Source organism: Bifidobacterium bifidum ATCC 29521 = JCM 1255 = DSM 20456 (assembly GCF_001025135.1).
In the GTDB taxonomy this organism is placed as follows: Bacteria; Actinomycetota; Actinomycetes; order Actinomycetales; family Bifidobacteriaceae; genus Bifidobacterium; species Bifidobacterium bifidum.
Genome location: NZ_AP012323.1, coordinates 494394 through 519681, shown reverse-complemented (window position 1 = coordinate 519681; position 25288 = coordinate 494394). Strand labels below are relative to the sequence as shown.

The window sequence follows — 25288 nt, the reverse complement described above, 5'->3', positions numbered from 1 at the left end:
AAGAGGTCACGATGGTTGATTATGACAAGGCCGTCGCAACAGTGCAGGATCCCAATGCCGATCCGGTCTTGCTGGCGAAAATCGCCTATGAAAACCCGGAATTCGGCGCCAATGTGGCAGTGAACCCGCGCTGCTATCCGGGATTGAAGCGTTGGCTGGCAACGTTCGGCGATGAGCGCGCGCGGCAGACGCTTGCGCAGATGGGCGTCACCGCCGAGGACGGCCCCGTGGCCGACGCGCAGCCGGCGCAGGATGTCGCCGCCGACTCCGCCGCTGCGGATCAGTATTCCGCAGATTCGTACAGCGCGGACCAATATTCCGCAGATTCGTATGCGGCATCGGCCGCGCAGCAGCAGCCGGCACAGGACCAGTACACGGCGGCGCAGTACGCGGCGCAGCAGGAGCCCCAAGCCACCAATCCATACGGGTACACGGCTCAGATGGCGCTGGAGACCACAGATCAGGAGCTCATCGCCAAGATCGCGCAGTACGCGCCGGAATTGCGCCCCTGCATCGCGCGTAACCCCAGCACCTACCCGGCACTGGTCGACTGGCTCGCCCAGCTGAACGACCCCGCGGTCAACGCCGCCCTCGCCACACGTCAGTGAAAGGAGCCGCTGACATGGCAACGATTCCCTATCCCCCGGCACCCGAGCTGGGCAGGTACGCAGACGATCCGGTAGACAAGCCTGCCGCAGTCTCTTCCGCAGCGGCGGAACCATCCCCCGTCTCATCCTCCACCGCCAGCCATGCGGCCAAGGGCTCGTCCGACGGCGATATCGAGGACTGGGACAGCACGGTGCTGTCGTCGTCCTTCACCGCCAAGGCGCCGCGGAAGATATACATCCTGCACAACGACGCCACCGGCCAGACCATCGTCATCGACAAGAGCACGCTGCTCGGACGCAAGCCGTCCATGGACGTGCCCGAAGGCGCCAAGGCCGAGAAGGTCGAGGATCCGACGCGTACCACATCGCGCAATCATGCCGCGATCAGCATCGATCAGAACGGCACGCTGTGGATCGAGGACTACGGTTCCCTCAACGGCACCTACATCATCCGCGACGGGCAGGAAGCGCAGGTGCTCAAGGGCAAGCCGCGCGAACTCGACGCCCCCGCCACGCTGCGTATCGGAGACCAGTTCTTCCAACTCACCGAGCGCCAGTAGCGGCATTGCACTATCCATCATGTGAAATACCATCCGGCGAGAGTCCCATCCAACGACGGAAAACGGGACTCTGACCGGATGCAATCGATTCGACGATGCGCACCCAGAATGTTTCACGGGATGTTTCACGGAGTATTTCGCGTCTATGCATTCTCCCGTAGACATTCCCGCGCTTCGCATATGACAAAGCGGGGCCCGGAACCACCGCAATGGTTCCGGGCCCCGCTTTCACAGAGCTAGGACAGAGCTAGGACTCAGACGAGATCGTTGCCGGAGTCGGCGCCGAAGTCGTTCCCGCCCTGATCATCGATGAAATCGTCAGGATTGAAGTCGTCGCCGAGCTTCAGGTCACCGAAGTCGATGTTGGAGAAGTCCACATCGGACAGGTCGGCATCGGAGAAGTCGGTCTGCGAGCCGTCCATGTCCGCGCCCAGCCCGAAGTTCGGGTAGATCGTGTCGCGGATGGCCTTGTCGGGCTCCACCACGGCGTTTTGGTAGCGGGCGAGGCCAGTACCGGCCGGGATGAGCTTACCGATGATGACGTTCTCCTTGAGGCCCTTGAGGTCATCGACCTTCTGGCTCAGGGCGGCTTCGGTGAGCACGCGCGTCGTCTCCTGGAAGGAGGCGGCGGACAGCCACGAGTCGGTTGCCAGCGAGGCCTTGGTGATGCCCATGAGCTCCGGACGAGCGGCGGCCGGCTTGCCACCGTTCTTGATGGTCTCCTTGTTGGCAGCCTTGAAGCGCGCCTGGTCGACGAGCTCGCCAGGCAGCAGCGGGGTGTCACCGGAATCGATCACGGTGACGCGGCGCAGCATCTGGTGCACGATGACCTCGATGTGCTTGTCGTGGATATCCACACCCTGGGAACGGTACACGGTGTGCACTTCGTTCACGATGTTGACCTGGGCGGCACGCGGGCCGAGGATGCGCAGGATCTTCTTCGGATCGACGGAACCTTCGACCAGCTGGTCGCCGGCGGCCACGTGATCGCCGTTCTTGACCAGCATCGGCGCGCGACGGGTGTCGGTGTAGACGATCGGTTCGACGCTCGTGTCGTCCGGCGTCAGCGTGATCTGACGGCCGTGATCGGTGTTCTCCACCTTGACCACGCCGGCGAACTCGGCGATCGGCGCCTCACCCTTCGGGGTACGGGCTTCGAAAAGCTCGGTGACACGGGGAAGACCCTGGGTGATATCGGACGCGGCGGCCACACCACCGGAGTGGAAGGAACGCAGCGTCAGCTGAGTACCAGGCTCGCCGATGGACTGGGCAGCGACGATGCCAACGGCCTCGCCGACGTCCACCAGCGTGTTGGTGGCCAGCGACCAGCCGTAGCACTTGGCGCACACACCGCGCTTGGACTCGCAGGTCAGGACGGAACGCGCCTGCACCTCTTCGACGCCGTGCGCGACCAGGTCGTTGAGCACGTCCATCGACAGGGCGTCGTCGCGCTTGTACAGCACGGTCGTGCCGTCGGCCGGGTCGATGACGTCGGCCGCAAGCAGACGGGAGTAGGGGCCACCGTCGGCGGCCTTGACGAGCGTCAGGTTGCCGTTCTCGTCGCGGTCGGCGACGCGCATGGTCAGACCGCGCTTGGTGCCGCAGTCCTCCTCGCGCACAATCACGTCCTGCGAGACGTCCACCAGACGACGGGTCAGGTAGCCAGACTCTGCGGTACGCAGTGCGGTATCGGCCAGACCCTTACGAGCGCCGTGCTCGGAGATGAAGTACTCCAGCACGGACAGGCCGCGGCGGTAGTTCGACTCGACCGGTCGCGGAATGATCTCGCCCTTCGGGTTGTTCACCAGACCACGCACGCCGGAAATCTGGTTGATCTGGGTCATGTTGCCTCGTGCACCGGACTCGACGATGATCGAGAGGTTGTTCTTCGGGTCGAAGTTCTTCTCGATGGCCTTGGAGACTTCCTCACCGCACTTGGTCCACACGTCGATGATCGCCTGGCGGCGGTCCTCTTCGGTGTAGAAACCGAGGTCGTACTGCTCGTTGATCTTGGCGACCTCCTCCTCGGACTGGGCGACCAGCTCGTTACGCTCCGGCGGCTCGACGACGTCGGAGAACGCGAAGGTCACGCCGGACCAAGGTGCGCGGGTGAAGCCGAGATCCTTGAGCGCATCCAGCGAGGCGGCCACCTGGGCGGTGGAGTACCGGGTGGAGATGTCGTCGACGATCTTGGCCAGCTTCTTCTTCTTGGCCTGCTCGTTGACGAACGGGTAGTCGACGGGCAGCGTCTCGTTGAAGAGGATGCGGCCCATGGAGGTAGCGAACAGCACGCTGCCGTCGTGGAAGCGCTCTTCCTTGACGACGTCGGGGCTGCCCGGTTCCGGATCCACGACGGTGATCTCGCGGGGCTCCCAGCCGGTCGGCAGCACGAAGTCCTTCGGCAGGCGGATCAGCACTTCGGCCTGCATGTCGATCTCGTGCAGGTCGAGCGCCATCTGCGCCTCAGCGTATGAGGAGAACACGCGGCCCTGACCCTTGGCGCCGTCCATGACGGTCGTCAGGTAGTACAGGCCGAGGATCATGTCCTGGCTAGGCATGGAAACGACGTGGCCGTCGGCGGGCTTGAGGATGTTGTCGGAAGCGAGCATCAGCGAGCGGGCCTCGGCCTGTGCCTCGGCGCTCAGCGGGAGGTGGACAGCCATCTGGTCGCCGTCGAAGTCGGCGTTGAACGCGGCGCAGGCGAGCGGCGGCAGGTGGATGGCCTTGCCTTCGACCAGGATCGGCTCGAACGCCTGGATGCCCAGACGGTGCAGCGTAGGCGCACGGTTGAGCAGCACGGGATGCTCGGATATGACCTCTTCGAGTACGCCCCACACCTCGGAGTCGCCGCGGTCGACGAGACGCTTGGCGCTCTTCATGTTCTGCGCGAAGTTCATGTCGACCAGACGCTTGATGACGAACGGCTTGAACAGCTCCAGCGCCATCGGTTTCGGCAGACCGCACTGGTGCATGCGCAGCGACGGGCCGACGACGATCACGGAACGGCCGGAGTAGTCGACTCGCTTACCCAGCAGGTTCTGACGGAAGCGGCCCTGCTTGCCCTTGAGCATGTCCGAAAGGGACTTGAGCGGGCGGTTCGAGGCGCCGGTGACGGGACGGCCGCGGCGGCCGTTGTCGAACAGGGAGTCAACGGCTTCCTGCAGCATGCGCTTCTCGTTGTTCAGCATGATCTCGGGCGCGTTGAGCTCGATCAGGCGCTTCAGACGGTTGTTGCGGTTGATCACGCGACGGTAGAGGTCGTTGAGATCGGAGGTCGCGAAGCGGCCACCGTCGAGCTGCACCATCGGGCGCAGGTCCGGCGGGATGACCGGGATGACGGTCAGCACCATGGCCTCCGGTTTGTTGCCGGCCTTCAGGCAGGCGTTGACGACCTTCAGGCGCTTGAGGGCGCGGGCCTTGCGCTGGCCGGAGCCGGAGTCGATCTCCTCGCGCAACTGCTTGGAGGCGGCCTCCAGGTCGAAGTCCTGCAGGCGCTTCTGGATGGCTTCTGCACCCATACAACCCTCGAAGTAGTCGCCGTAGCGGTCCTGCATCTCGCGCCACAGGTCCACGTCGCCTTCCAAGTCGCCCGGCTTCAGGCTCTTGAAACGGTCGAACACGGCGTTCAGACGCTGGATCTGATCGTCGTAACGCTGGCGGATGGCGGCCATGTCGCGCTCGGCGCCGTTGCGCAGCTTGGTGCGTGCGGGGCCCCTGCCCTCGCCTTCGGCCTCAAGCTGGGCAAGATCCTCCTCGACCTTGCGGGCGCGGTTCTCGATCTCGTTGTCACGGCGCTTGGCCATGTTGCCGATCTCGGTATCGAACTCGTCCTGCAGGTCGGGCAGGTCGTTGTGGCGCTGCTCCTCATCCACGCTCGTGACCATGTAGGCCGCGAAGTAGATGACCTTCTCCAGGTCCTTCGGAGCTATGTCCAGCAGGTAGCCGAGACGGCTCGGCACGCCCTTGAAGAACCAGATGTGGGTGACGGGGGCGGCCAGCTCGATGTGGCCCATGCGCTCGCGGCGCACGCGGGACTTGGTGACCTCCACGCCGCACCGTTCGCAGATGATGCCCTTGAAGCGCACGCGCTTGTACTTGCCGCAGGCGCACTCCCAGTCGCGGGTGGGTCCGAAGATCTGCTCGCCGAACAGACCGTCCTTCTCGGGCTTCAGGGTACGGTAGTTAATGGTTTCCGGCTTCTTGACCTCGCCGTGGCTCCAATTGCGGATGTCGTCGGCGGTGGCCAGGCCGATCCTCAGTTTGTCAAATGCGTTGACGTCCAGCACTCTGTATTGTCCTGTCTTTGAAATTGATGTTCAATCACGTTTCGTCCGGGTCGTCCGGCCCGCCGCGCCGCGCGTTCGCTGCGCGGCCGCGGGCCGGACGACCCGTGGGGAATCACTGGTATTCGGGTTCCGGGGCCTTCTGGTCTTCCTTGGCGGCGGCGTCGGGGCGTGCGCCGATGTTGAAGCCCAGGTCAGCGCTGGAGGAGGGATCGTCGTCCTCGTCCTTCATGTCGATGGCGACGCCTTCGGCGTTGAGCACTTCGACGTTCAGGGACAGGGACTGCATTTCCTTCAGGAGCACCTTGAACGATTCGGGGATGCCTGCCGGCGGGAGGTTCTCGCCCTTGACGATGGCACCGTAGACGCGCACGCGGCCGTCCACGTCGTCGGACTTGGTGGTCATCATCTCGTGCAGCGTGTAGGCGGCACCGTAGGCCTCAAGGGCCCACACCTCCATCTCGCCGAAGCGCTGGCCACCGAACTGAGCCTTACCGCCCAGCGGCTGCTGGGTGATCATCGAGTACGGGCCGGTGGAACGGGCGTGGATCTTGTCGTCGACCAAGTGGTGCAGCTTCAGCATGTACATGTAGCCCACGGAGATCGGCTTCGGGAACGGTTCGCCGGTGCGGCCGTCGAACAGGCGCGCCTTGCCGTCCTCGCCGACCATCTGGTCGCCGTCGCGGTTCGGCAGGGTGGACTTGAGCAGGCCCTTGATGACGTCGGGGCGCACGCCGTCGAAGACGGGCGTGGCGACCGGCGTGTTCGGAGCGCCCTTTTCGGCGCCCTTGGGCACGTACTTCTTCCACTCGGCCTCCAGATCGGGGTCGAGGCTGATGTCCCAGCCGGAGTGCGCGATCCAGCCGAGGTGCAGTTCCAGCACCTGGCCGAGGTTCATTCGCGAAGGCACGCCCAGCGGGTTGAGCATGATGTCGACCGGGGTGCCGTCCGCCAGGAACGGCATGTCCTCCTCGGGCAGGATGCGCGAGATGCAGCCCTTGTTGCCGTGGCGGCCGGACAGCTTGTCGCCCACGGTGATCTTGCGGTGTTGCGCGATGTACACGCGGATCATCTGGTTGACGCCGTTGGGCAGCTCGTCGCCGTCCTCCTCGGCGTCCTCGCGGGTGATCTCCTTGACCGCGATGACGGTACCGGTCTCGCCGTGGGGCACGCGCAGCGACGTGTCGCGCACCTCGCGGGACTTCTCTCCGAAGATGGCGCGCAGCAGGCGCTCCTCCGGGGTCAGCTCGGTCTCGCCCTTCGGAGTGACCTTGCCGACGAGGATGTCGCCGGCCTCGACCTCAGCGCCGATGCGGATGATGCCTCGCTCGTCGAGGTTGGCCACCGCGTCCTCGCCGACGTTCGGCAGATCGCGGGTGATCTCCTCGGCGCCCAGCTTGGTCTCGCGGGCATCGATCTCGTACTCCTCGATGTGGATGGAGCTCAGGGTGTCGTCCTGCACGAGGCGCTGCGAGATGATCACGGCGTCCTCGTAGTTGTAGCCGTTCCACGGCATGAACGCGATGAGCAGGTTCTTGCCGAGGGCCAGGTCGCCCTTCTGGATGGCGGGGCCGTCAGCCAGCACGGTGCCGGCCTCGACGCGCTCGCCGTCCTTGATGATCGGGCGCTGGTTGTAGCAGGTGGTCTGGTTGGAACGCTGGAACTTGGACAGCTTGTAGGAGCTGATGGTGCCGTCGTCGTTCATCACGCGGATGATGTCGGCGGACACGTAGGTGACCACGCCCGGCTTGTCGGCGATGATGACGTCACCGGAATCGTAGGCGACGCGCCATTCGGAGCCGGTGCCCACCAGCGGGCGCTCGGACTCGATCAGCGGCACGGCCTGACGCTGCATGTTGGTACCCATCAGCGCTCGGTGGCCCTCGTCGTGCTCCAGGAACGGGATCAGGGAGGAGCCGATCGAGACCATCTGACGCGGCGACACGTCCATCAGGTCGACTTCGCTGACCGGGACATCGACCGCCTCTTCCTCGTCCTTACGGGCAAGGGCCTGGCTGTTGACAAACCGACCGTTCTCGTCGATCTCCTGGTTCACCTGGGCGATGACGTGGCCGACTTCCTGATCAGCGGTCATGTGCACCACTTCATCGGTGATCTGGCCGTCGACGACCTTGCGATACGGCGTTTCGATGAAACCGAACGGGTTCACGCGGCCGAACGTCGCCAGCGAGCCGATCAGACCGATGTTCGGGCCTTCAGGGGACTCGATCGGGCACATACGGCCGAAGTGGGAGGCGTGCACGTCTCGCACTTCCATCGATGCGCGGTCGCGCGACAGGCCGCCGGGGCCCAGGGCGGACAGACGGCGCTTGTTGGTCACGCCGGCCAGCGGGTTGTTCTGGTCCATGAACTGGGACAGCTGGGAGGTTCCGAAGAACTCCTTGATGGTCGCATTCACGGGGCGGATGTTGATCAGGGACTGCGGGGTGATGGCCTCGGCGTCCTGCGTGGTCATGCGCTCGCGCACGACGCGCTCCATACGGCTCAGGCCGGTGCGCAGCTGGTTCTGGATCAGCTCGCCGACCTGGCGGATACGACGGTTTCCGAAGTGATCGATATCATCCACGTCCACGTGCAGGTCGACATCCTCGCCGTTGCGCTTGCCCGGGAAGGTCTTGCCGCCGTCGTGCAGGGTGACCAGGTACTTCAGGGTGGCGATGATGTCGTCGCGGCTCAGGGAGCGGTCGTTGATCTCGTGCTCCAGGCCAAGCTTGCGGTCGATCTTGTAGCGGCCGACGCGGGCCAGGTCGTAGCGCTTGGTGTTGAAGTAGAAGGAGTCGAGCAGGTTGCGTCCGGCCTCCGGGGTGGCGGTGTCGGACGGGCGGATCTTGCGGTACAGGTCGGTCAGGGCCTCGTCCTGCGTCTCGATGGTCTCCTTCTCCAGCGCGTCGAGCACGAGCGAGTAGCCTTCGAACGCATCGCGGATCTCGGGCTTGGTCATGCCGATGGCCATCAGGAAGACGATCGCGGACTGCTTGCGCTTGCGGTCGACACGCACGCCGAGCACGTCACGCTTGTCGATCTCGAACTCCAGCCATGCGCCGCGGCTCGGGATGATCTTCGCGCCGAAGATCTCCTTGCCGGTGGCGCGGTCCCGGCTGCGGTCGAAGTAGACGCCCGGGGAGCGCACGAGCTGGGAGACGATCACTCGCTCGGTGCCGCCGATGATGAAGGTGCCGTGCGGGGTCTGCAGCGGAAAGTCGCCCATGAACACGGTCTGGGACTTGATCTCGCCGGTGTCGCCGTTCTCGAATTCGGCGTTGACGTACAGCGGCGCCGAGTAGGTGTAATCCTTCTCCTTGCATTCCTGCACGGTGTGGCGGGGCTCCTCGAAGTACGGCTCGGAGAACGTCAGGCTCATGGTCTGCGCGAAGTTCTCGATCGGGGAGATCTCGTTGAAGACCTCGTCAAGGCCGGACATGTGGGGAACGGTGTCGGTGCCGTTCGCCTCGTCCTCCTCGACGCGCTTCTTCCAACGCTCGTTGCCGATCAGCCAGTCGAAGCTGTCGGTCTGCACGCCCAGCAGGTAGGGCACGGGGATGGGCTCGCGGATGGAGCCGAAATTCACACGGTCCGACGCCTTGTGCAGATCAATGTCATGCTGGTCGGCGCGTGCGATGATGGTGGTGGTATTCGTCGTAGCTTGAGTGTCAGCCAATGGACGTTCCTTATCGCTCGCTAATGTCGTTATCGATATGTTCCCGGAAACGCCGCAGATGGCCACCATATGCCGAATCGCGGGCGTTTCATCTTTGTCGACATGCCCGCTATATGACATGCACTTACGCAAATTCCAAATTTTAGCACAAATCAGCCGTCGGCGCAACATACATCACATGCGCGACACGCCGCACGCTGCGGCCGGACGCGGCAACCGCCGAGCCCGCGGCGAGCGGCCCGCTCAGGGCCGTCGCCGCACCTGACCGTCACTGCACCTGGATGGTGACCGGATCGCTGACCGCCTTGGGCGCGTTCTTCAGACTCAACTGCGCGGTATATGTGCCACGGTCCACCTTCGGCAGTTTGCTCTGATCCTCCACGCACTGGTCCCCCGTGCGGGAGGCGCCCCATGTCATCTTCTGCGACGTCCTGTTCATGTCGCTGGTCTTCGCCAGCAGCTGACGGTTCGGGTCAGCGGGGCAGGAGTCCGAACTGTATATCGTCTGGTCGCCGGACGACACCGTCAGCACCACATCCGACAGATCCAGCAGGCAGCTCGACGTGCCTTCATAGCTGATGCTCGCCGTGAAGTCCAGGGAACCTCCCACCGGAACGCCTTGGGAAGCCGCCGTCAGCGACAGCTTCACATCGGACGCGCCACAATCATTGACGCCGCTGGTCTTCTTCGGCGCCGGCACCGATTCACGCGCGATCGGTGTGGGACGCAGCAGGCTCATGCCATCCACCACGCCGCGGCCGAGACTGTACACGCAGAACACCACCAGCGAGACCGCGGCCAGTACAATGACCAGCGCGACCGCACGGCGGCGACGGTACATCGCCCGTCGTTGCGGGCTGACGACGCGCTTGCGCGGCTTTTGCCGCGAACCGGGTCGCGGCTGACGGGTGGGCTGAGTGGGCATGCCGTCCAGTCTACCTCAGGCACGCTCTCAAAACTCGCAGATAGAGGGGTTTTCGGGGATAAACCCCCTCTATCTGCGAGTTTTGAGAGCGCACTTATTGGGGTAACCGCAACGAACCATCCGGGAGCATGTCGACCAGGCCATCGTCGTCGAGGGAGGCGATGCATTTGTCGAGCTGGACGTGATCCGGCCACAGGGATTCCAGGCGTTCGCGGGCGAGGATTGGCTCAGCGCGCAGCGCGTCGAGGATGATGCCGCGCACCTGACGGTCGGTGCCTTGGAAACGCTGGCGCGGGCGGGTGCGTCGCTCTCCCAGCCCGGGGCGGCCCGCCGCGAGGAACGCGCAATGCTCACCGATCGGGCACTGGTCACACAGCGGGTTCTTGGCCGTGCACACCAGCGCGCCGAGCTCCATCACGGACTGGTTCCATATGACCGACGGACGGGTGTTGCGCTGCGTCATCTCGCGGATTGCGGATTCGGGGGCATTCACCGTCTCGCGGGCATTCGCGGCTTCGATGGCATCACGAACATCCGTCTCATCATCCTGCGGAAGGACCCTGCCGGCGAGCGCCCGCTCGGCCGGACTGGCCGCTCCCCCGCGCGATTCGACTCCGAGGAATACGCGCGACAGCACCCGGCGGATGTTGGTGTCCACCACCGCGATGCGCACGCCGAAGGCGAAGCTCAGCACCGCCGAGGCGGTGTAGTCGCCGATGCCCGGCAACGCGGTCAGCTCGTCGTAGGTTTGCGGAAGCCGGCCGTGGTATTGCTCGAACACCACGCGGGCGCACTCCTGCAGCCGCAACGCCCGGCGCGGGTAGCCGAGCCGCCCCCACGCGGTGATGACCTCCGCCGTGGAGGCTCCCGCGAGCGCGGTGACGTCCGGCCACACGCGCATCCAGTCAGTCCAGTATGGCACCACCCGACTCATCTGGGTCTGCTGGCTCATCACCTCGCTCACCAGCACGCCCCAAGGCGTCGCGCGCCCGAATCGCCACGGCAGGTCGCGGGCGTTGGCCTCCCACCATGCGGACAGCAGCGCCCGCACGCGAGGCACAGCGCACTCGCCCACAGGTTCGGCCGGCGTATCGTTCCGTATCTCTGGCATCGCTCCATTGTGCACGGCGACCGCTACATCATCACGGCGCCGCGCGATTTCGCCGATTCGGTGGCACAACCTTACCTGCAACGGGTCGCTCGCTGCGGGTAAAAGCATTCGCCCGGATTCGGCAGAGTGTTTGTGGGCCCGCAAGCGCAGGGCGAATCGGCCCTGCATCAGGGGCACGGCATGGGAACGGCTGGTCTCATACCGCGGCTGTCCGCCGTAGTAGAAGTTGTTCTTGTTCTGCCAGGCGGCGTCACCGTTGCTCACTGCGGTCAGCCCCTCGGTCCGTGAGGCGGGGGCGATCCGGTACGCGCCGCTCTCGGCGCCGTACAGGTCGTCGAAACGCGTCACCGGCTGCCCCTCGGATTGGTACACGCGCACCCAGTCGACGAGGAAATTGCTGTCCTGCTTCGTGGCCTGCTTCGTGTAGTCGACGTCGCCGACCCAGCCGTCGCCGACCTGCGTCTCCGGAATCGGGAACATCGGTCGCGAATGCATGCCGTCGACGTCCTTGCCGGCCGACGTGGGCGTCGACGACACGCCTATGCGGACCAGCGGATAGGTGCCCGGCTTGAGCCCTCGTGGATGCGGTAGCGGTTCTTGTATTCGAACTGCAGCCACCGCTCGCCGGTGCTGTTGTGCACGGCGTAGTTGTCGTCCTGCTTGCCGTCGCTGATCGCCGCGATGTTGGTCGGGTCGAGGCCGTACACATACGGCAACTTGCCGAGCGCGATGTTGCGCGTCTCCTGCGCGTCCGGCAGGGTCTCGCCGTCCTTGAGCTTGGCGATGACCTCGATTTCGCGCAAGCCCACGCCGTTGCCGTATCCCTTCCATGAGGAGTTCGTGTTCTGGATGCAATGGCCCTTCTGCCAGATGCGCACGTACCGCGCGGTGACGGGCGTGGTCAGGTTGATGGTCTGCGCGGCGAGCTTGGTCGCGGCGGTTTCCTCGACGTCGGCGGTGCCGAACAGCACGTTCGCGTCGGAGAAGTCCTCGTTGGAGGACACTTCGACCTTGATGCGCTTGAACGTGTTCAGCGCGTTCTCATACCCATTGCGGTACAGGTTGATGGAGTGTATCTCTCTCGGCTCGCCGAAATCATATTGCAGGTATACGTCGTCCCAGCTGGCGTATCCGTTGTTTTCCGCGCTGCCGTTCTCTTCTCCGGCGATGATTTTGGTGATGTTGCTGTCGGTCGGGTCGAATCCGGTGTCGCCGTCGCCGATCAGATGCGTGCTGTTGGTCGTGGGCAGTTTGCCGGTAAGTATGTTGCCTGTGGTGGGTTCGGCGGCCACCGCGACTGCGGCTGCAACCGAAACGGCCAACGCGCATGTGGCGGATATGGTCGTGATACGGCGGAATAATTGTCTCATGGTCTCTCCTTCGAGCAGCTGTTACGGGTATGGGCTGTTTTAAGCTCGAAGGTCGAAGACAACCGGCAGAGACAAGGCGGGATGATGAGCGAAACCAAGGGTGCGGAAGAGGCCGAGGCGAAGGTCGAGAAGATGTTCGAGTACGGCTACCGCAAGTCGAATTATGGTCCCGACGAGCTGGTGACCGACGCGCACGGCAATCCGATCAGCGTTGTGGACGCGATGCTGTCGGCCGAGAAGGCTGCCGCGACGGAGACGGTCACGCCGCATCTGTGCTATTACAGTCCGCGCATCCCCGGCAATACCGGGTCGGCGATTCGCCTGTGTGCGGTGACCGGCACCATCCTGCATCTGGTGGAGCCGCTGGGGTTCAATCTTCGCGATACCAAGCTGCGTCGTGCCGGGCTTGACTATCATGACATGGCTCACGTGGTGTTGCATCCGAACTTCGACAATCTGGTCGAGTCGATGCCGAATTCGCGCATCATCGCGTTCACCGCGCATGCGACGAAACTGTATACCGAGGTCGAGTACAAGCCGACCGACATTCTGCTGTTCGGGCCGGAGCCGGGCGACATTCCCGACCCGATGGACATCATGGCCGGCCCGCACGTGGCCGAACAGGTGCGGCTGCCGATGCGCCCGAGCCTGCGCAGCCTGAACCTCACCAACTGCGCCTCCATCGCCATCTACGAAGCCTGGCGCCAACTAGGGTTCAAGGGCGGAGCGTAGGGAGGAAGCCCAGTGGGCTTCCGAGTAGCGACGCCGAGCGAACGCCGACAGGCGCGAGCGAGGAAAACACTGAGACTCGCGCAGCGAGACCACAATTGCAGGACGGAGCGTAGGGAGGAAGCCCAGTGGGCTTCCGAGTAGCGACGCCGAGCGAGTCCCGACAGGGACGAGAGAGGAAAACACTGAGACTCGCGCAGCGAGACCACAATTGCAGGACGGAGCGTAGGGAGGAAGCCCAGTGGGCTTCCGAGTAGCGACGCCGAGCGAGTCCCGACAGGGACGAGAGAGGAAAACATTGAGACTCGCGCAGCGAGACCACAATTGCAGGCAGTGCGTTGAGCACGAAGTGCGTCACTGTGCGTGGGCACACGCACAGTGACGCGTTGTTAACGTATGTGTGGTCCCATCCGGCCGAGATCCTTATACCTCGCAGTCCATGACGATTTCCGCGTCACGATGCATTTCCCGGTCGGCATGAAGCCCTCAGAGGCGCGGTTCAAACAGCGCGACCATTCCACTCACCGCTTGAATCAGTATCCGATATCTCTTATCTCGATCCATGAGACAAGTTGCGGATTGCGTGCCATACCAGGGCAAAAACACCTATTTTTGCCCTGGTATGGCACAGGTGGTTTCGACATCGATTATCTACAACAGACAGTTTCGGCCATTTTCCAATGATATCGTGAAACAACCAACTGCCACGACATGGATTCTAAGCGCTTACATTTCATTCTGTGGCACAAATTGTGCCACACTAGGCTCAAAACACCCATTTTCGCCCTGGTGTGGCACACAATCGAGGACGAGACCGCTCCAGAATCACGCCCGGCCATCTGCGAACCCCAGCCGAGCCCACGACCATGTCAGAACCGCGCCTGGCACAGGGCAAAGTCGGCAAGACGGCGCAACAACAACATCTACCGACGCACGTCGAAGACCCACACGGCCCACGTCTTGGTCATACGGCCGCACGAACACACGATGTTCGCGCAGGCTCTTGCGGCCGGAAAGGCCTCTCATGAATCCACCCAATTTGACCTCGCCATTGCCCGGTCTGGCCTCTCCCGCAGGGCCGGCCGGCAACGAGCGAATCACAACGACTTGCCTGGTATCAGACTGCACGGCCATATCCCAGCTGTGGCAGACGCGAACCCGGTCCAGATACGCCGGCAAAGCCCGCTGATCCCACCATGCGTCTTCAGTCCACAACGCGTAGCGCAGCGGAATATCCCGGCGCCCGGATGCGGCGAGCACGCCAAGTATGCGGGGACTGTCTGAGACGATGACGGCATTGCGGTGCACGTTCCCGCCGACGGCCTTCACGATATAGTCGGCAGGCATATCGTCGCCGGATCATAGATGTTCCGCGCACCCTCGCCCATCAGCGGATAATCGATCAGCCGGATCAACGTCATTGGGAACTCGAAATGAATCCAATACCCCGACGACACACTGCGCACCTGCGACAGCATCTGCGCGATCCACGGCGCGTGCGCATACGACGGCGAGCACGATCGCATTGATGATGGTCACGACGAGCACCGCATAGTAATGCAGGTACGCGCCGGCGAGGGAGAACAGCGCGAATCCGATCCACTCGTTCACGCGCACGGGCCCACTGCCGCGCGCCTTGATGCAGATGCGCATCGCGAACAGGAAGCACATCGCGACGGCCAGCACCGCCCATGAGTACATGCGAATCTGGAACGCCATGCGCATGAACGGCGGGGCGAAGCACGCCAACGCCGCGAACAGCCGTGCGGCGCGCGCTCCCCAGTCCCAGCGCTCATCGTGTATCCGGCGACGACCAGTGCACATGATGCCGCCGCCGACATCAGACGGTACGCCACCACATGTTCGCCGAACACGAGCCGCACCAGATTGAGCAGCATGTAGTAGCCGATCGGATGCACGTCAAGCGAGCCCAGATTCCATATGCCGCTCCACCCGTGCGAGGTGAGCGCCACCGAATAGCTCTCGTCATACCAAATCGCGTGGCCGAACGCGGGAATCAGTAGGTACGCACAACCGACGGCCAGCAACGGAACCACACTACCCGTCAGCAGACGGCGCAGGCGACACGGCGACACGGACGGCACGGCAGCGGAGAACGAGACGGATGCCCTATGCCGGATGAGGACAAATCGGATGATGCTTGTGTCTGATGCATGTCATGCGCCTTCTGCCGACATCATAAATTCAACGTCGTTTTTCTCTATTCCCCTACGCTGCAAGTGTATGCACAGTAACCTGATGCCCAGCAAATTCCCCGCCGATATTCATCAGTACTTCACTGCTGGAATCGGTGACGGGGAGGGGAAGAAAACGTCAGGCGGCTTGGATGGGGATAATAATGAAAGCGGCCGTTCCCGCGCACATGCGGAAACGGCCGCTTGAGATATCGGCACTATCAGCTCAGCGATATCGCTGCGACACCGGCTCACCGAGGAGCGCCGCGCACCTCGTCAGTTCTTGAAGCTGTGGATCGGGGCCGGGATACGGCCGCCGCGGGTCACGAACGCCTCGCAGCTCGTCTGGTTCACCGGCATGATCGGAGCGTAGCCCATCAGACCGCCGAAGTTGGCCATCTCGCCAACGCCCTTGCCCGCCACGGGGATCACGCGCACGGCGGTGGTCTTCTGGTTTACCATGCCGATGGCGGCCTCGTCGGCGATCATGCCGGAGATCGTGGCGGCGCTGGTGTCGCCGGGGATGGCGATCATGTCAAGGCCGACCGAGCACACGCAGGTCATGGCCTCCAGCTTCTCCAGCGTCAGGCAGCCGGATGCCGCCGCGTCGATCATGTTCTTGTCCTCGGAGACGGGGATGAACGCGCCGGACAGACCGCCGACGTAGCTCGACGCCATGATGCCGCCCTTCTTGACCTGGTCGTTGAGCATTGCCAACGCCGCCGTGGTGCCGGGAGCGCCGACCTGCTCCAGGCCGATCTTCTCCAGCACTTCGCCGACCGAATCGCCGACCGCGGGCGTCGGAGCCAACGACAGGTCGATGATGCCGAACGGGATGCCGAGGCGGCGCGAGGCCTCCTGCGCCACGAGCTGGCCGACGCGCGTGATCTTGAACGCGGTGCGCTTGATTGTCTCGCACAGGAACTCGAAATCACGGCCGACCGCCGCGTCGAGCGCGCGAGACACCACGCCGGGGCCAGACACGCCGACGTTGATGACCGCATCGCCTTCGGTCACGCCGTGGAAACCGCCCGCCATGAACGGGTTGTCGTCGGGCACGTTGCAGAAGGCGACGAACTTGACGCATCCGTAGGAGTCGTTGTCGGCGGTGCGCGCGGCGATGTCCTTGATGATGTGGCCGAGCAGTTCGACGGCGTTCATGTCGATGCCGGTCTTGGTGGAGCCGACGTTGACGGACGAGCAGACGATGTCGGTCTCGCTCAGCGCCTTGGGCAGCGAGCGGATCAGCAGCTCCTCGGCGGGGGTCATGGACTTCGACACCAGTGCGGAATAGCCGCCGATCAGGTCGACGCCGACTTTCTTGGCGGCACGATCGAGCGCGTGCGCGATCTTGACGAAATCGTCCTCGCTCTTGCATGAGCTCGCGCCGACCAGCGAGATCGGGGTGACGGTGATGCGCTTGTTGACGATCGGGATGCCGTAGTCCCGCTCGATCGCCTCGCCGGTGGCGACCAGGTCCTTGGCGTAGGTAGTGATCTTGTCGTAGATGCTGTCGCACACCTTGTCGACGCTGTCCGCCGCGCAGTCAAGCAGCGAGATGCCCATCGTGATGGTGCGCACGTCAAGCTTCTCCTGCTCGATCATCTGGTTGGTCTCACGGACCTCCATGATATTCAGCATGATTCGTTCCTTTCGAGACTCAGACGCGGTGCATCTTCGTGAAGATCTCCTCGCGCTGGCAGCGGATGCGCACGCCGATCTGCTCGCCGAGCTTGTCCAGGTCCTCGACGATCACGCCGAACTCGTTGTCCGCGCCGGAGTAGTCGACGATCATCATCATGTTGAAGAAGCCGTCGATGATGGTCTGTGAGATATCCAGCACGTTGACCTTGTGATCGGACAGGTACGTGCACACGCGCGCGATGATGCCGACCGTGTCCTGGCCGACGACGGTGATGATTGCCTTGTTCATGGGACTCCCCCGCTCGAAACCGATTACTGCAAGTAGTGTCAAGTATATGGAGCGGGCGTGAAATACTGCCGAACCGTCCATTTGGGCGTGTCCGCAGGCCATCGGCCGAATCCGACGTCGGCATTGTTCACGCGGGGATCATCCAGGCGCAAACGGACAATCGTCCACAATGTGAGCAGTATTACCATCGCTTTCATAAGTCGACTACACCTTTACATCAAGCACAGCGGTGTGTGAGCGCATCGCTGGGGCCACAAGCTCGGGCGACGACGCCCACGCACCCCGCTACCCGCGAGCATATCGACCACGCACCGCACAATCGGTCGCGGCGTCGGCTCGTATCAGAGATTGAATGAATTAGAGGGGTTAGACTTTCATGTCTGCTACTGCTACCGCGGCCGTGTCCAAGGCCGGTGCGGTGAAGAAGGACTCGGTTCCCGAGATCATCGCCGCCTCCATGGTCGGCACCGCCATCGAGTTCTACGACAACTACTGCTATTCCATCGCAGCCGCCAGCTATTTCGGCACTATTTTCTTCCCGGCCGCGTCGAAGGCCAATCCGGCGCTGGGCACGATGTACGCGTTCCTGACGTTCGCCGTCTCGTTCCTCGCCCGCCCGTTCGGCTCCATGCTGTTCGGCCACTTCGGCGACAAGATCGGCCGCAAGACCACGCTGGTCGTCGCCCTGATGACGATGGGTATCTCCACGTTCGTCGTCGGCCTGCTGCCAGGCTATGAGCAGCTGGGCGCCTTGTCCATCGTCATCCTGTGCATCTGCCGCGCCTGCCAGGGCGTGGGTCTCGCCGGCGAATGGTCCGGTGCCGCGCTGGTCGCTACCGAGAACGCCCCGGCCAACAAGCGCGCCCTGTACGGCTCCTTCCCGAACCTCGGCGCCCCGATCGGCTTCTTCTGCGCCTACGGCCTGAACCTGCTGCTCGACTCCACGCTCGGATCCACGGCCATGCAGGCCTGGGGCTGGCGTATCCCGTTCCTGTGCTCCGCAGTGCTCGTCATCATCGGCCTGTACGTGCGTCTGCGCATGACCGAGACCCCGATCTTCCGCAAGGCAGTCGAGCAGGACCGCGTGGTGAAGCACCCGCTGCGCTCGCTGCTGCCGTACTGGAAGGAAGTGCTTCTCGGCACCTTCGCCATGGGCATCACATACTCGCTGTTCTACGTGCTGGGCACGTGGTCGCTGAGCTACGCCGTCAAGGTCATGAAGCCACCCTTCAGCCAGAACGAATACCTGGCCATGCAGATGGTTTCCGTGGTGTTCTTCGCGATCTTCATCTTCGTGACCTGCATCTACTCCGACAAGCTCGGCCGCAAGACCGTGCTGATCTCCACCACGCTCGCGACGCTGGTGTTCAGTCTGTTCGCCATGCAGTCCCTGCAGCACAACGTCCTGACCGTGATGCTGTTCCTGTGCGTCGGCTTCGCGCTGATGGGCGGCCTGTTCGGCCCCTGCGGCGCCTATCTGCCCGAGCTGTTCCCGACTCACGTGCGTTACTCCGGCGCCGGCCTGAGCTACAACCTCGCCGCCATCCTCGGCGGCGCGTTCGCCCCGGCCATCTCCACCGCACTGGTCAAGTCGACCGGCGCCGTCGAGTCCGTCGGCTGGTACCTCGCCGTGATGTCCTTGCTCGCCCTGATCGCCCTGTTCCTGATCAAGGAAAGCAAGGACGAGGATTACGAGAAGTGATCTGAGATAGATAAAAAAGGGAGCGGCGAAATCCGCTCCCTTTTTTGGTTGTCGCAGCGAACGGTTCTCAATAAGAAAGGTGCGAGCCTCATCGCGCGCGAAACGAACAAAACAATCGGCGGAAGTCCGGAATTCCGGGCTTCCGCCGATTGTTCATATGTGCGCTTTTGTGAGGAATCCTCGCACGTTTCTTATTGAGAACCGTTCGCTGCGATAATCAGGCCTCGCGACTGGCGCTGGGCGCGGCAACCGCCGGCAGGGCGCGCGGCGCATGGAAGCCACGAGCCTCGAACTCGTCGGCGATCTTCTGCGCGACTTCCTGGCTGCGACCCTTGTCGACGAGCGCGATGATGGAGCCGCCGAAGCCGCCGCCGGTCATGCGCGCACCGTAGGCGCCATTCTTGCGGGCCACATCCACCGCGACATCCAGCTCGGGCACGGTGACCTCGTAATCCGCGGCGAGCGAATCATGAGAGGCGTTGAACAGACGGCCGGCGGCCTCGATGTCACCCTGGGCGAACGCACGCACGAAGGAGCGCACGCGCTCGATCTCGGTGACGACGTGGCGCACGCGCTTCTTCATCGTCACGTCGGGCAGGGCATCCAGCGTCTCCTTGAGCGCCTGGAACTGGTCGTCGGCCTTGGAGATGCCATCGGCGGCGACGCGCAGATTGGCGACGCCGAGAATGCGGGCGGCCTCCTCGCAGGTGGCGCGACGCTGGGCGTACTGGCCGTCGTTGAGCTGGTGCGGTGCCTGGGTGTCGACCACCAGCAGCTCCAGACCGTACTTGTCGAGGTCGAAGGCCTGCTGGGAGACGTTCTCCAGCGGAGTGAGCTCCGGACGGCAGTCAAGCAGCAGCGCGTGGCCTTCGGTGCAACGCATCGAGGCGTTCTGGTCGAGGCCGCCGGTGGAGGCGCCGGCCATGTCGTTCTCGGACTTGATCGCGGCGTTGATCAGCGTCACGCGGCCCGCGTCGGAGGAGCCGTAGCCGAGACCATACACGTCGTCCAGGGCCAGCGCGGTCGAGCAGGTCATGGCGGCGGACGAGCTCAGGCCCGATCCCAGCGGCACGCAGGACACGAACGCGGCGTCGAAGCCCTTGACCTGCGAGAAACCGGCCTCGCGAAGGGCCCAGGCCACGCCGGTCGGGTAGGCGGACCAGCCGTCCACGCCACGGGCTTTGAGGCCGTCGAGGTCGGCCTCGGCAACCTTGTCGGGCGCCACGTCGGAGACGACGCGGACTTTGGTGTCCTCGCGCGGCTTGAGCGCGATGAACGTGCGGTGCGGCAGCGCGATCGGCAGGCACAGGCCCGCGTTGTAGTCGGTGTGCTCGCCGATCAGGTTCACGCGGCCGGGAGCGGCCCACACGCCCTCGGGCGCGGTGGCATACATATCGACGAACAGCTTCGTCGCCCGTGAGACACCATCCTCGCGGGACAACGGCTCAATGAATTCAACAGCAGTCATTGGTGTTCTTTCTTCTGTGTGATGGCTATATATGCAGTGGATATTGCTAGGGGGAGCCCGGTTCGGCCAGACTCCCCCATAGAACGTTGTCAGTCGGAGATGTCGATCTGTCCAAGCTCATGGAAGCGCTTGGCGATGAGCTCCGGGGTGGTGTCGGAGATCCAGGCGGCCATGCCGGACTCGGAGCCGGCGAGGTACTTGATCTTGTTGGCGGCGCGGCGGAACGAGAAGAACTGCAGGTTCAGGCGGTAGTTCTCGCGACGCGCGTCGTGGATCGGGGCCTGATGCCAGGCGGCGATGTACGGCAGGTCCATGCCCTTGCCGTCGCCCTTGTCGAAGAACGCGTTGCCGCGCTTCAGAAGGTGCGAGTACATCGAGGCGAGGTCCCAGCGCTCCTGGTCGTTGAGCTGGTCGAGGGTGAGCACGTCGCGCACCGGAGCCACATGAACCTCAAGGGGCCAGCGGGCGGCGGCCGGCACGTAGGCGACCCAGCTGTGGTTGCGCATCACGACGCGCTCCTCGGCTTCGAGCTCGGCGTTCATGATGTCCTTGAGCAGGTTGCCGCCGGTCTTCTCGTGGTAGGCCTCGGTGTGCTGGAGTTCCTTCTCCATCTTCGGGGCGATGAACGGGTAGCAGTAGACCTGTCCGTGCGGGTGGGCGAGGGAGACGCCAATCTCGGCACCGTGGTTCTCGAACGGGAAGATCTGCTCGATGCCTTCCATCTTGGAGATCTCGGCGGTACGGAAGGCCCATGCCTCAACAACCGTGCGCAGGCGGGACACCGGCAGGTCGGCCGGCAGGCCGTCCTCGTTCGGGTCGAAGCAGATGACCTCGCAGCGGCCGGCGGCGAGCTTCTTCTCCCACAGCGGGTTGCCGTCGACGTAGGTGACGTCTTCGGAGACACCGGGCACACGCACCATCGACGGGAAACGGTTCTCGAACACGACGACGTTGTAGTCGGTGTCCGGCACCTCGCCGTCCTGGTACGGGTCGCCGGGCTTGCGCGCGGCCAGCGGGTTGCCCTTGGCGGTGGCGCCGGGGCCGGCGGTGATCGGGCGGTTCATGCGGGCGGTGGCCATCGGGATCCAGTCGCCGGTCAGCGGGTCGCGGCGCATCTGCGGGGCGGCGTACGGCACTTCGTTGCCGTCGGCGTCCAGGTGCGGGGCGAAGCGGTAGTCCAGCGGGCGCGGGTCCTTGAGCTCGCGGGTCTTGGCGCCGGAGACGTATTCCGGATCGTCGTCGAGATAGAAGAAGTCGCGTCCGTCGGCCAGCGTGGTCGGTGTGATGCGGATATGCTCCTTCGCATACTCTCCCGGGGTGTAGTTGGTGATTTCTGCCATGGTGTCACTCACTTTCTTCGGTGTGTTCGCTCTGGTGCGCCAGAACGAGTTCCTTTACCAAATCCCTTGTCTTGGCGATGGACTCGTGGTCGAGGCCATCGTCGGTGATGACCGTGTCCACCTGGTCGAACCGGGCGAACAACGATAGTGATGTACAGCTCCACTTGGTGTGGTCGGTCAGGATGACCGTACGGTCGGCGATGCCCATCATCGCCATGTCGGTGGCCGCCTCCAGCGAGTTCGGCATGAGGAAGCCACGGGGAATCGACACGGAATGGGTGCCGAGAAACACGGTGTTGACGCGCAGCGACGCGATGACCTTGTCGGCGATCGGCCCGACCAGCGAGTTCGACCGCGTGGTGACGCCGCCCGTTACGATCACCTCCACATCCTTGGATTCCAACGCCTGCACGAGCTCGGCGACCGGAATCGAGTTGGTGAGGATGGTGATGCCCGACGCCTGCTGGCTTTCCAGCAGATGCTGCGCGAACACGTAGGCCGTGGTGCCGCCTCCTATGGCGATCACATCGCCGGGGGCCACATATTGCACCGCTTCACGTGCGATGGCGTCCTTGAGACCAATGTCCATCTGCGACTTTACAGAGAACAGCGGCTCGCTGAGCAATGCGCTGGTGCTGACGGCACCGCCATGCACGCGTTTCAGCAGACCTTTGTCAGAGAGATCGGCGATGTCACGTCGAATGGTCATCGCGGAAACGCCGAGCTCCTTAGACAACGCCGTGATGCGCACTGCGCCGCGCGTACGCAGACGGCTCAGTATCAGATGTTGACGTTGTGAGGATATCATGTGAACATTATCGCACATGTTCGCGCATAAACCAAACCAATATGTGCATTTCGTAATGTTTGACATGCGTGTTGCGCACATTACTTCCATAAAAACGAACAAAACATCACTTTTACCGCACTCTCCCCCACCCGCCGGATCCGACCGCACCCACGCAACCGCATCGTTGCCGTTTTTTCGCGTGCGTGACACAATGGAGGGCATGGCTTATGTTTCGGAAAACTTCTGGCACGACGCGGTGAACAAAGCAACCACCGACCTGTTCACTTTCGGTTACAAGAACATCATCAAACCCAATTTCGTCTTCAACCACACCCCCGATGTGGCGCACGACCAGATGATCGAGTTCTGCAACGTCACCAAACGCATCCCGCCGCTCATGTGGCTGCTTCGCGAGATGCTCGACTACACCGACCCCGTGCTGGAGACCACAGTGATGGGCGTCGACTTCGCCAACCCGTTCGGCCTGTCCGCCGGCCTCGACAAGAACTGCGACATGCCGGTGCTCATGGACAACGTCGGCTTCGGCTTCGAGACGGTCGGCTCCACGACCTCCCGCGCCAGCGCCGGCAATCCGAAGCCGTGGTTCCACCGTCTTCCGGAATACGATTCGATGATGGTGCACGTGGGCCTTGCCAACGACGGGTCCGACAAGGTGATCGACCGCGCGGAGCAGGCGTGGACAAACGCGAAGACGATGCAGGTGTCCGTCTCCATCGCACGCACCAACGACGACAAGTGCGGCGACCTGGACGAAGGCATCGAGGACTACTGCATCTCCATGCGCCGCGCGGCCGGACGCAGCGCCATGGTCGAGGTCAACGTGTCATGCCCGAACACCCATGCCGGCGAGCCGTTCACCGCCGACCCGGACGCGCTCGACCGCCTGTTCACCGAGCTCGACAAGATCGAACGCCCGCAGCCGACGCTGGTCAAGATGCCGCTCAACAAGACGTGGCCCGAGTTCAAGGACCTGCTCGACGTGCTTGCCGAGCACAACGTGCAGGGGCTGAGCATCGCCAACCTCCAGAAGGACCGCACCGGCCTGGAGATTCCGCAGCAGTGGGAGGGCGGCCTGTCCGGCGGCCCGTGCACGGTGGCCAGCGAGGAGCGCATCGCGCAGGTCTACCGTGAATACGGCGAGCGTTTCGCCATCGCCGGCATCGGCGGCGTGTTCACCCCGCAGCAGGCATATCGCAAGATTCGCAACGGCGCCAGCCTGGTCATGTTCATCAGCGCACTGATGTACCGCGGACCGCAGCAGATCACCGTACTCAAGCGCGGCCTCGCGGCGCTCCTCAAGCGCGACGGCTTCGAACACATCAGCGACGCCGTCGGCATCGACGCCTGATCGACGCAGCCGTAGACCACCTCCAGTCATGCGTAGCATGACTGGAGGTGGTCTACGTTTATCTGCCGCTCAGTCCTCAGGGAAGGCGCCGCGGATGTACTGCGGCTGGTAGGGTGTCTTGGAGACGGGCACGCCGAGCTTGGCGGCGGCGCGCAGCGGCCAGTACGGGTCACGCAGCGCGGCACGGCCGATCTCGACCGCATCGGCCTGCCCCGCACGCAGAATCTTCTCCGCCTGCTTCGGCTTGGTGATCAGGCCGACGGCGGTGGTCGGTATTGCGGCGCGTTCGCGCACCTGATCGGAGAACGGCACCTGGTAGTTGGCCTTGACCGGAATGCTCACGTCGGCGATGATGCCGCCGGTGGACACATCCATCAGGTCCACGCCGTGCTGCTTCAGCACGCACGCGGTATCGACCGTCTGATCGAGATCCCAGCCGCCCGCGGCCCAGTCCGTGGCCGAAATGCGCACCAGCAGCGGCACCGTGTCGGGAATCACCTCGCGAATCGCATCGGCGACCTCCAGCAGGAACCGCATGCGGCCGTGGATATCGCCGCCGTACTCGTCCGCGCGCTCGTTGCACAGCGGGTCAAGGAACTGCGAGATCAGATACCCATGCGCCGCATGAATCTCAATCGCCTCGAAACCGGCCCACACCGCACGCTGCGCGGCATCCCGGAACGCCGAAACCAGACCGTGAATCTCCTCGACGCTCAACGCGCGCGGATCGGTGAGCCCACGGTACGCGATCGGGCTCGGCGCGACCGTACGCCATCCGCCGGCATCCTCGGGCACACTCTTCCCCTCGAAACCGACGCCGAAGCAGCCGGTCGACCCCTTGCGTCCGGCATGGTTGAGCTGCACGGCCGCCACCGCGCCGGCCTGCTTGATGCCGTCGACGATCCAATGCCAGGCGGCGACCTGATCGTCGTTCCACAGTCCCACATCGCGCGGCGAGATACGCCCGTCGGCCGTCACCGCGGTGGCCTCGGCGATGATCATGCCGAATCCGCCCATCGCGCGGGACACATAATGCTGGTAATGGAACGGCGTGGGCTTGCCGTCCTGCGCCACCGCTGAATACGTGTCCATCGGCGGCAGCCAGATGCGGTTGCGCATGGTAACGCCGCGCAACGTCATCGGCTGGAACAGCTGCACTCCCCCTTTGCCGCCCTTGGCCTTCTTCTTCCCCTCAGCGTTCATGGTCGTCCTTTCCTCGACAATTC

At 63.7% G+C, this 25288-nt stretch carries 17 protein-coding genes; 5 read left to right on the top strand and 12 right to left on the bottom strand.

Translation table 11 applies throughout. The annotated features are described in order from the left end of the window. Positions 1–11 precede the first annotated feature (11 nt). The gene (locus tag BBBF_RS02095) at positions 12–608 is read left to right on the top strand and encodes a variant leucine-rich repeat-containing protein (protein WP_003816173.1); all 597 of its coding nucleotides are present in this window, start codon (positions 12–14) and stop codon (positions 606–608) included. Positions 609–622: 14 nt separating this feature from the next. Continuing rightward, on the top strand, positions 623–1168 hold the full coding sequence (locus BBBF_RS02090) for an FHA domain-containing protein (protein WP_003816172.1): 546 nt from the start codon (positions 623–625) through the stop codon (positions 1166–1168). Between the two features lie 254 nt (positions 1169–1422). Here the strand turns inward: BBBF_RS02090 and BBBF_RS02085 are convergent, their stop codons facing one another. From BBBF_RS02085 to BBBF_RS02065, 5 genes are all read right to left on the bottom strand, one after another. Next, positions 1423–5454 (bottom strand): DNA-directed RNA polymerase subunit beta', encoded by a 4032-nt coding sequence (locus BBBF_RS02085; protein WP_033509968.1) that lies wholly within the window; start codon positions 5452–5454, stop codon positions 1423–1425. Between the two features lie 112 nt (positions 5455–5566). Next, on the bottom strand, positions 5567–9130 hold the full coding sequence (gene rpoB / locus BBBF_RS02080) for a DNA-directed RNA polymerase subunit beta (RefSeq protein WP_033509970.1): 3564 nt from the start codon (positions 9128–9130) through the stop codon (positions 5567–5569). 268 nt (positions 9131–9398) lie between these two features. Continuing rightward, a complete protein-coding gene (locus BBBF_RS02075) occupies positions 9399–10055 on the bottom strand; it encodes a hypothetical protein (protein ID WP_033509972.1) in 657 nt (218 codons plus the stop codon). A 94-nt stretch (positions 10056–10149) separates the two neighbouring features. Next, positions 10150–11166 carry an HhH-GPD family protein gene (locus tag BBBF_RS02070; protein WP_033509997.1) on the bottom strand — a complete coding sequence of 339 codons (1017 nt, stop codon included), beginning with the start codon at positions 11164–11166 and terminating at the stop codon, positions 10150–10152. A gap of 539 nt (positions 11167–11705) precedes the next feature. Next, complete coding sequence (locus tag BBBF_RS02065) at positions 11706–12536, bottom strand: discoidin domain-containing protein (protein ID WP_021647665.1); 831 nt, start codon at positions 12534–12536, stop codon at positions 11706–11708. An 84-nt stretch (positions 12537–12620) separates the two neighbouring features. Here BBBF_RS02065 and BBBF_RS02060 point away from each other — a divergent pair, with 84 nt between their 5' ends. Continuing rightward, positions 12621–13268 carry a tRNA (cytidine(34)-2'-O)-methyltransferase gene (locus tag BBBF_RS02060; RefSeq protein WP_013389580.1) on the top strand — a complete coding sequence of 216 codons (648 nt, stop codon included), beginning with the start codon at positions 12621–12623 and terminating at the stop codon, positions 13266–13268. 1356 nt (positions 13269–14624) lie between these two features. Here the strand turns inward: BBBF_RS02060 and BBBF_RS02055 are convergent. The 3 genes from BBBF_RS02055 to BBBF_RS02045 form a co-directional block, all read right to left on the bottom strand. After that, positions 14625–15089 carry a hypothetical protein gene (locus BBBF_RS02055; RefSeq protein ID WP_021647662.1) on the bottom strand — a complete coding sequence of 155 codons (465 nt, stop codon included), beginning with the start codon at positions 15087–15089 and terminating at the stop codon, positions 14625–14627. 647 nt (positions 15090–15736) lie between these two features. Then, the gene (locus BBBF_RS02050; RefSeq protein WP_021647660.1) at positions 15737–17101 is read right to left on the bottom strand and encodes a PFL family protein; all 1365 of its coding nucleotides are present in this window, start codon (positions 17099–17101) and stop codon (positions 15737–15739) included. 19 nt (positions 17102–17120) lie between these two features. After that, positions 17121–17393 (bottom strand): ACT domain-containing protein, encoded by a 273-nt coding sequence (locus tag BBBF_RS02045; RefSeq protein WP_003812009.1) that lies wholly within the window; start codon positions 17391–17393, stop codon positions 17121–17123. Positions 17394–17769: 376 nt separating this feature from the next. Between BBBF_RS02045 and BBBF_RS02040 the strand changes: the two genes are divergently transcribed. Beyond that, the gene (locus BBBF_RS02040; protein ID WP_003815310.1) at positions 17770–19095 is read left to right on the top strand and encodes an MFS transporter; all 1326 of its coding nucleotides are present in this window, start codon (positions 17770–17772) and stop codon (positions 19093–19095) included. A 217-nt stretch (positions 19096–19312) separates the two neighbouring features. On the opposite strand, the gene galK is transcribed toward BBBF_RS02040, so the two are convergent. The 3 genes from galK to BBBF_RS02025 form a co-directional block, all read right to left on the bottom strand. Further along, positions 19313–20563 (bottom strand): galactokinase, encoded by a 1251-nt coding sequence (gene galK / locus BBBF_RS02035; protein WP_003812003.1) that lies wholly within the window; start codon positions 20561–20563, stop codon positions 19313–19315. An 89-nt stretch (positions 20564–20652) separates the two neighbouring features. Beyond that, positions 20653–21903 (bottom strand): galactose-1-phosphate uridylyltransferase, encoded by a 1251-nt coding sequence (galT, locus tag BBBF_RS02030; RefSeq protein WP_013363154.1) that lies wholly within the window; start codon positions 21901–21903, stop codon positions 20653–20655. Positions 21904–21907: 4 nt separating this feature from the next. Then, a complete protein-coding gene (locus BBBF_RS02025) occupies positions 21908–22711 on the bottom strand; it encodes a DeoR/GlpR family DNA-binding transcription regulator (RefSeq protein WP_003815312.1) in 804 nt (267 codons plus the stop codon). Between the two features lie 202 nt (positions 22712–22913). Here BBBF_RS02025 and BBBF_RS02020 point away from each other — a divergent pair, with 202 nt between their 5' ends. Continuing rightward, a complete protein-coding gene (locus tag BBBF_RS02020; RefSeq protein ID WP_003811998.1) occupies positions 22914–24062 on the top strand; it encodes a quinone-dependent dihydroorotate dehydrogenase in 1149 nt (382 codons plus the stop codon). Positions 24063–24131: 69 nt separating this feature from the next. Here the strand turns inward: BBBF_RS02020 and BBBF_RS02015 are convergent, their stop codons facing one another. Continuing rightward, positions 24132–25265: an NADH:flavin oxidoreductase/NADH oxidase gene (locus tag BBBF_RS02015; RefSeq protein ID WP_033509975.1), complete on the bottom strand. Its 1134-nt coding sequence runs from the start codon at positions 25263–25265 to the stop codon at positions 24132–24134. Positions 25266–25288 lie beyond the last annotated feature (23 nt).

Bases quoted from the DNA above. Each gene is read 5' to 3' on its own strand.
- BBBF_RS02095 (WP_003816173.1), top strand. From the start codon at position 12: ATGGTTGATTATGACAAGGCCGTCGCAACAGTGCAGGATCCCAATGCC.
- BBBF_RS02090 (WP_003816172.1), top strand. From the start codon at position 623: ATGGCAACGATTCCCTATCCCCCGGCACCCGAGCTGGGCAGGTACGCA.
- BBBF_RS02075 (WP_033509972.1), bottom strand. From the start codon at position 10,055: ATGCCCACTCAGCCCACCCGTCAGCCGCGACCCGGTTCGCGGCAAAAG.
- BBBF_RS02070 (WP_033509997.1), bottom strand. From the start codon at position 11,166: ATGCCAGAGATACGGAACGATACGCCGGCCGAACCTGTGGGCGAGTGC.
- BBBF_RS02065 (WP_021647665.1), bottom strand. From the start codon at position 12,536: ATGAGACAATTATTCCGCCGTATCACGACCATATCCGCCACATGCGCG.
- BBBF_RS02060 (WP_013389580.1), top strand. From the start codon at position 12,621: ATGAGCGAAACCAAGGGTGCGGAAGAGGCCGAGGCGAAGGTCGAGAAG.
- BBBF_RS02055 (WP_021647662.1), bottom strand. From the start codon at position 15,089: ATGTGCACTGGTCGTCGCCGGATACACGATGAGCGCTGGGACTGGGGA.
- BBBF_RS02050 (WP_021647660.1), bottom strand. From the start codon at position 17,101: ATGCTGAATATCATGGAGGTCCGTGAGACCAACCAGATGATCGAGCAG.
- BBBF_RS02045 (WP_003812009.1), bottom strand. From the start codon at position 17,393: ATGAACAAGGCAATCATCACCGTCGTCGGCCAGGACACGGTCGGCATC.
- BBBF_RS02040 (WP_003815310.1), top strand. From the start codon at position 17,770: ATGTCTGCTACTGCTACCGCGGCCGTGTCCAAGGCCGGTGCGGTGAAG.
- galK (WP_003812003.1), bottom strand. From the start codon at position 20,563: ATGACTGCTGTTGAATTCATTGAGCCGTTGTCCCGCGAGGATGGTGTC.
- galT (WP_013363154.1), bottom strand. From the start codon at position 21,903: ATGGCAGAAATCACCAACTACACCCCGGGAGAGTATGCGAAGGAGCAT.
- BBBF_RS02025 (WP_003815312.1), bottom strand. From the start codon at position 22,711: ATGATATCCTCACAACGTCAACATCTGATACTGAGCCGTCTGCGTACG.
- BBBF_RS02020 (WP_003811998.1), top strand. From the start codon at position 22,914: ATGGCTTATGTTTCGGAAAACTTCTGGCACGACGCGGTGAACAAAGCA.
- BBBF_RS02015 (WP_033509975.1), bottom strand. From the start codon at position 25,265: ATGAACGCTGAGGGGAAGAAGAAGGCCAAGGGCGGCAAAGGGGGAGTG.